Source organism: Microbacterium umsixpiens, from assembly GCF_053543675.1.
This window is the reverse complement of record NZ_JBLVOH010000039.1, coordinates 1-5,559: the sequence shown is the minus strand read 5'-3', so window position 1 is coordinate 5,559 and position 5,559 is coordinate 1. Positions and strand designations below refer to the sequence as shown.

Here is a 5,559-nt window from a genome sequence, read left to right as displayed (position 1 = left end):
GGACCGGGCTGGCCGGCCCGCGACCTCGGCCGAGATCGACGCGCGGATAGAAGAGAACCGGAACGCCTGGACGACGCCGACCGCTAGAGGATGACCGTGGACTTGCCGTGCACGATCACGCGGTCCTCCGCATGCCACTGCACGGCGCGGGCGAGCACCAGGCGCTCCACATCGGCACCACGGCTCTGCAGCTGAGCCGCCGACTCGGAGTGGGTCACACGCGTGACGTCCTGCTCGATGATCGGGCCCTCGTCGAGGTCGGCCGTCGCGTAGTGCGCTGTCGCACCGATGAGCTTGACACCGCGGTCCTTGGCACGCGCATACGGGTTCGCGCCGATGAACGCGGGCAGGAACGAGTGGTGGATGTTGATCACCGGCACCTCGAGACGCGTGATGAAGTCGTCGGTGAGGATCTGCATATAGCGCGCGAGCACGACCAGGTCGACGTTTCCGTGCAGCAGCTCGAGCTGACGCTCCTCCATGGCGGCCTTGTCGCCGGAAGGGATGTGCACGAAAGGCACACCGAACGAGCGCACCGACTGGGCCAGATCGGGGTGGTTGGAGACGACCATCGTGATGTCGATGTCGAGCTGGCCGCGCTGCGTGCGCCACAGCAACTCCATCAGGCAGTGGTCGTACTTGGAGACGAAGATCGCGACGCGCTTGCGGCGTGCAACATCGTGCAGTGACCATTCCATGCCGAAGCGCTCGGCGACGACGGCGATGTCGGCTTCGAGGGCCGGGCGCGCGGCGGAGAGACCGTCGAGGTGGATCACGGTGCGCTGGAAGAAGCGTCCGCCCTCGGAATCGGTGGAGTGCTGATCGAGCGAGATGATGTTCGCGCCGTGCTGGGCGAGCACACCGGCGACAGCGGCGACGATGCCGGGCTGGTCGTCGCAGGCGATCAGCAGGCGGGCGGTATCGGGCTGAGACATGGGGGCTCCTCGAGGGTGTGCATCGATTCTGCCGTGGATGCTGAGCAGGGGCGAATCGCGGGAGGTGACTCGCTACTCTGAGACCGTGGAAGCGAGTGACCTCGGCCTGGTGCTGATCCCCCTGTTGGCCGTTGCGGCGCCGCTGCTCGCCCGCGGCGTGCGCCCCGTGGTGCGGGTGCCCATCGTGGTGTTCGAGCTCGTGCTCGGCATCCTCGTCGGGCCTGCCGTGCTCGGCTGGGTCGAGCCCGGCCCCCTGCTGGAGAAGCTCAGCGACTTCGGCCTGGCGCTGCTGTTCTTCGTCGCCGGCACCGAGATCGACTTCAAGATGGTGGCCGGGAAGCCGCTCGCGCGGGCATCGGCCGGTTGGCTCCTCAGCGTGCTGCTGGGCATCGGCCTCGGCTTCTTCTTCGCTCCGGGCGAGGGGATGGTCGTCGTCGGCATCGCGCTCAGCTCCACGGCGCTGGGCACGCTGATGCCGATCCTGCGCGATGCCCGCGAGCTGGACACGCCTTTCGGGCGAGCGATCAGCACGATCGGGGCCGTCGGGGAGTTCCTGCCCCTGATCGCGATCTCGATCTTCCTGAGCACGCGGACCACGCCGATCGCCACGGCCGTGCTGCTGACCTTCGTGCTGCTGGCAGGCCTCGCGGTGCTGCTGGCGCATCGCGTGCCCCACGGCCGACTCCACCGCATCGTCCTCGCCACACTGCACACGTCCGACCAGTTCGGGGTGCGGTTCGTGATCCTCCTCATCGCGGCGCTCGTGGGGCTGAGCGTGATGCTCGACCTCGACATGCTGCTCGGTGCGTTCGTGGCCGGTGCGGTCTGGCGCATCATCATGACGCGCGCGCCGAAGGAGTCCGCCGAGCAGATCGAGAGCAAGATCGAGGCCATCGCCTTCGGCTTCCTCGTGCCGATCTTCTTCCTCTACACCGGTGTCACGTTCGACCTGCAGGCGCTGCTCACCTCACCCACCGCGCTGGCGCTGGTGCCGATCTTCCTGATCGCCCTGCTCGTGATCCGCGGTGCGGCGGCGCAGCTCTCGGCTCCGGCGGGGATGAGCGTCCGCGACCGGGCAGCGCTCGGGCTGCTGGCCGCCACCGGTCTGCCGATCATCGTCGCGGTCACCGCGATCGGTGTGGATCAGGACATGCTCGACACCGGCACGGCCGCCGCGCTGGTCGGGGCCGGCATGCTCTCGGTGCTGCTGTATCCGCTGATCGGGATGACGCTGCGCGGCGATCGCGCGGAGGTCGTCGGACCGGCGCGCGCGGGCGAGGCTGTGCAGGGGGAACTGTGACCACCGCATCGGCGCTGCTGACCGCGGCTGTGGCTGATCTCGCCGGCGCCCCGAAAGAGGGGCTGGGCGAGCAGCGCGATTCGCGGTGGCGTGGGCGCCGCATCGTGCGCGTCGGCGAAGCCTGGCATCTCGGGGCGCTGCTGCTGACCGACACGCACGCCCTGGCCACCGCCGAAGTGCTGCGGGCTGCCGATCCCGGCCGCCGCGGCTACACGGCCGAGTCGGCTCGCGAGCGGGCCGAGCGTCGGGCCGAGGCGCTGCGTGGCGGGTTCGACGAGGGCGAGGTCGTGCACGTGGGGTGGAGCGTGATCGACGTGGACGCCGTGGACGCCGGGGGCTCGTCCGGTCCGCTGGCCCTGGTCGACGGCGTCGCGTCCGTACGCTGGAGCGCGGCCGGAGGCTTCATGCCGCTGGAGGCATACCTGCGGGAGCGGGTGGCTCTGCTGCGCGACGGGGCAGCCGGCTGACTCAGGCGCGCTGACTCAGGCGGGCTGACTCAGGCGAACGTTTCGGCGAATCGCCGGAGGAGCGCCGCGCCCTCGGTGACGGATGCCGCGAGCACCTGCTGCTGCACCGCGTCGAACTCGTCGGGGTCGAAGTAGCCGGTGGTGCGGTAGAACGTCATCCGGTCGGCGAAGTCGCGGGGAGTGGGCTCGGGGTGGAACTGCGCCGCGTACAGATGCGTGCCCACGCGGTAGGCCTGCACCGGGCACACCTCGTTCGTCGCGAGCAGCACGGCGCCGGGCGGGGTGTGCGCCGCGCTCTCCTTGTGTGCCGTGAAGACCGTGAGAGCGGGCCCGCTGGGGCCGAACACCGGGTCGGCTGCACCCTCGGGCGTGACGTCGATGACCGTGGCGCTCGCGGGCTCCGGGGTGTCGGTGACGACCTCTCCGCCGAGCATGCGGGTCACGACGCCGATGCTGAAGCACGTGAAGAACACGGCGACCTCGGACGCGACGGCCGCATCGGCCAGGGTGCGCAGGTCGGCCTCGACGCGCAGCTGCTCCGGGGACTTCAGGGTGTCGGAGACGTTGTACGGCGAACCGCCGACGACGATGCCCCGATAGGCCCGCGCGCGCTCGAGGTCGAGCGGCGTCTGCAGCAGGTCGAGCCGGTCGACCACGTCGGCGCCGAGCGCCCGCCGGAACGAGGCGTGCTCAGCATCCGCCGCCCCGAGCTCGGGACGCACGCAGACGTAGAGGAGCGAGGCCATCAGGAGATTCTAACGAGCGCGACGACCGTCGCCGGTCACCGGGAGGAGTTCGCCGTGCGGCCGCGGACGATGCCGACGAACGTCTCGACGTCGGGCGTGGTGCGCTCGCGCGGCCAGACGAGGGCGACGGTCGAGGTCGGTCCTTCAGCCAGGATGCGGTGGTCGGCATCCTTGCGGTGATGCATGCGGGCGAGTGACATCGGGACGACGACGATGCCGACTCCCGATGCCGCGGTCGCGATCGCCTCGTGGGTCGGCAGGGCGGCGAAGCCCGCCGGCGTGGTGCCGGGGAGGTCGAGCGGTCCGAGCACGTCGTCGGTCAGGCCGATCACGACCTCGCCCTCCAGGTCGGCGGACGTGAGCTCCTCGACCGCCATCAGGTGCGAGTCGGCGGCGGCCACGACCACCGGGACCTCGTCGTACAGGGGGATGATGTGCAGCGACTCGTCCGTGAGCGGCAGTCGCACCAGCGCCGCATCCAGCTGGTCGAGGGCGGCGCGCTGCGTGGCCGCCTCGATCGGGACGAGCTCGAGCGGCACGCGCGGCATCCGCTGCTTCCACGCATCGATCCACTTGCCCGGAGTCGCACCGGGCACCGCGCCCAATCGGAAGGTGCGCGGTGCCTCGGGCTCGGCCTGCGGGGCGTCGAAGACGACCTTGGCCGTCTTCTTCTTGGGCTTCTGTGGGGGGAACCGCTCGGCGGGGGCGGCCTTGTTGCGCCGTACGGGCGTGCCGCGGCCTGCGCCCTTCGCGGGCCGTCTTCCCTGATTCGCCATGCGGACAAGGCTACTCGGCGAAGGGCGCGGCCACTTCCTGCTGCGGGTGGGATGCGGCCGCCAGCTTGCGCTGTGCACGGCGGATGAGCCCGGCGGCCCCGCCGACGAGCAGCAGCACACCGGCGGTGAGCAGGACGATCGCGGTGATCGTCGTGGGCGTCATGGTCATCAGCGCGTCCGCGATCGTCTCCCGACGGGAAGGGTCGGCGAGCTGGCCGAGGGCGAGGGCCGCGATGGTCGCGAACAGCAGTCCCCAGATGATGGCCGCCCAGCGGGTGCGCGGCGCGGTGGTCGGTTCGGTGGTCGGTTCGGTGGTCGTGGGAGTGCTCATCACTGGTCTTCCTTCTTCGGCTCGACGACGGTGATGGAGATCTCGCCGCTGTTCTGATCGATGGTGACGGGCTGGATGGTGGTCGTCGACGCGTTCTCCGCAGAGATGTTCTCGGAGACGACCGACTCCCCGTCGCGCCGCGTGCCCGCCCAGGTGCCGGAATCGATGACGTTGTAGTACTCCGCGTCGACGCGGGTCCACGTGATGTCCGCCGTGTCGACGGTCGCACGCAGCTGCAGCTGGACACCCGGATCGACGTAGATGTTGGTCGCGCCGGAGCCCTTCTCGATCACGATCGGCCGGGGCGCGTCGTCATGCTGATTCAGAGTCACGTTGAGCTCGCCGAACGGCTGCCGGATGTGCTCCGCACGGTAGTTCGTGACCGACGCCCAGCCGAGGCTGAAGCCCTGCAGGGTGGAGAACCCCCCGACGACGAGCCCGCTCACCAGCGTGAGCACGGTGATGAAGGCCAGGAAGCCGCTGCGTCGACGGAAAGCCCCGGCGACGATCATCCCGAGCGCCAGGATGAGGGCGGCGGCGAGCAGTCCGAGCGCGGTGCCGACCACGTCGCCACCCGCGACGAGGCCGACTGCCGCCCCCGTGATGATCGCGAGACCGAGGATGGTCGCGGCGAATGCGAAGCCCGCGCGCGGGTTCGATGCGCGGCGGATGCGCCGACGCTCGGCCGCCTCGGAGGCGAAGACGGCGGCCTCGGCCTGGCGCTCGCGGCGCAGCTGATCGCGGGCGGCGCGCTCGATGTCCTGCTGTTGGCGTCGCCACGCCTGGTCCTGTTCCTTCCAGGCGGCGTGCTGGCCGCGCCAGGCCTCGAGGGCGGCGGGGTCCTGCGAGCCGGGAGGCAGGGGGGCGGGAGGTGCGGGCGGGATGGCCGCGGTCGCTGCCGGATCGAGCGGCGGGAGGTCGGATGCCTCGACCTCGGCCGAGACGGCGGTGCCCGCAACCACGGTGTCCGCATCCGCCGGAGCGTACGCGCCGTACGGGAGTGT

General features: G+C 70.7%; 6 protein-coding genes and 1 pseudogene. 2 read left to right on the top strand and 5 right to left on the bottom strand.

The window, feature by feature from the left end; translation table 11 throughout:
* Positions 1–83: 83 nt before the first annotated feature.
* Complete coding sequence (gene purU, locus ACNPM4_RS04165; RefSeq protein ID WP_029261363.1) at positions 84–935, bottom strand: formyltetrahydrofolate deformylase; 852 nt, start codon at positions 933–935, stop codon at positions 84–86.
* Positions 936–1,020: 85 nt separating this feature from the next.
* Between purU and ACNPM4_RS04160 the strand changes: the two genes are divergently transcribed.
* On the top strand, positions 1,021–2,235 hold the full coding sequence (locus ACNPM4_RS04160; RefSeq protein WP_448984791.1) for a cation:proton antiporter: 1,215 nt from the start codon (positions 1,021–1,023) through the stop codon (positions 2,233–2,235).
* Positions 2,232–2,702 (top strand): glutaminase, encoded by a 471-nt coding sequence (locus tag ACNPM4_RS04155; protein ID WP_448984790.1) that lies wholly within the window; start codon positions 2,232–2,234, stop codon positions 2,700–2,702. Before ACNPM4_RS04160 ends, ACNPM4_RS04155 begins: the two co-directional genes overlap by 4 nt.
* Positions 2,703–2,731: 29 nt before the next feature.
* On the opposite strand, the gene ACNPM4_RS04150 is transcribed toward ACNPM4_RS04155, so the two are convergent.
* The 4 genes and pseudogenes from ACNPM4_RS04150 to ACNPM4_RS04135 form a co-directional block, all read right to left on the bottom strand.
* Entirely contained in the window at positions 2,732–3,448 is a 717-nt protein-coding gene (locus ACNPM4_RS04150; protein WP_448984789.1) for a glutamine amidotransferase-related protein, read from the bottom strand.
* 35 nt (positions 3,449–3,483) lie between these two features.
* Positions 3,484–4,224: a substrate-binding domain-containing protein gene (locus ACNPM4_RS04145; protein ID WP_448984788.1), complete on the bottom strand. Its 741-nt coding sequence runs from the start codon at positions 4,222–4,224 to the stop codon at positions 3,484–3,486.
* Between the two features lie 10 nt (positions 4,225–4,234).
* The gene (locus ACNPM4_RS04140; protein WP_262001392.1) at positions 4,235–4,555 is read right to left on the bottom strand and encodes a hypothetical protein; all 321 of its coding nucleotides are present in this window, start codon (positions 4,553–4,555) and stop codon (positions 4,235–4,237) included.
* A pseudogene (locus ACNPM4_RS04135) lies at positions 4,555–5,559 on the bottom strand (hypothetical protein); the annotation flags it as partial. The gene ACNPM4_RS04140 and the pseudogene ACNPM4_RS04135, both read right to left, overlap by 1 nt.

Excerpts from the sequence above, each read along its gene's own strand:
- purU (WP_029261363.1), bottom strand. The coding sequence starts at position 935 with ATGTCTCAGCCCGATACCGCCCGCCTGCTGATCGCCTGCGACGACCAG.
- ACNPM4_RS04150 (WP_448984789.1), bottom strand. The coding sequence starts at position 3,448 with ATGGCCTCGCTCCTCTACGTCTGCGTGCGTCCCGAGCTCGGGGCGGCG.
- ACNPM4_RS04145 (WP_448984788.1), bottom strand. The coding sequence starts at position 4,224 with ATGGCGAATCAGGGAAGACGGCCCGCGAAGGGCGCAGGCCGCGGCACG.
- ACNPM4_RS04140 (WP_262001392.1), bottom strand. The coding sequence starts at position 4,555 with ATGAGCACTCCCACGACCACCGAACCGACCACCGAACCGACCACCGCG.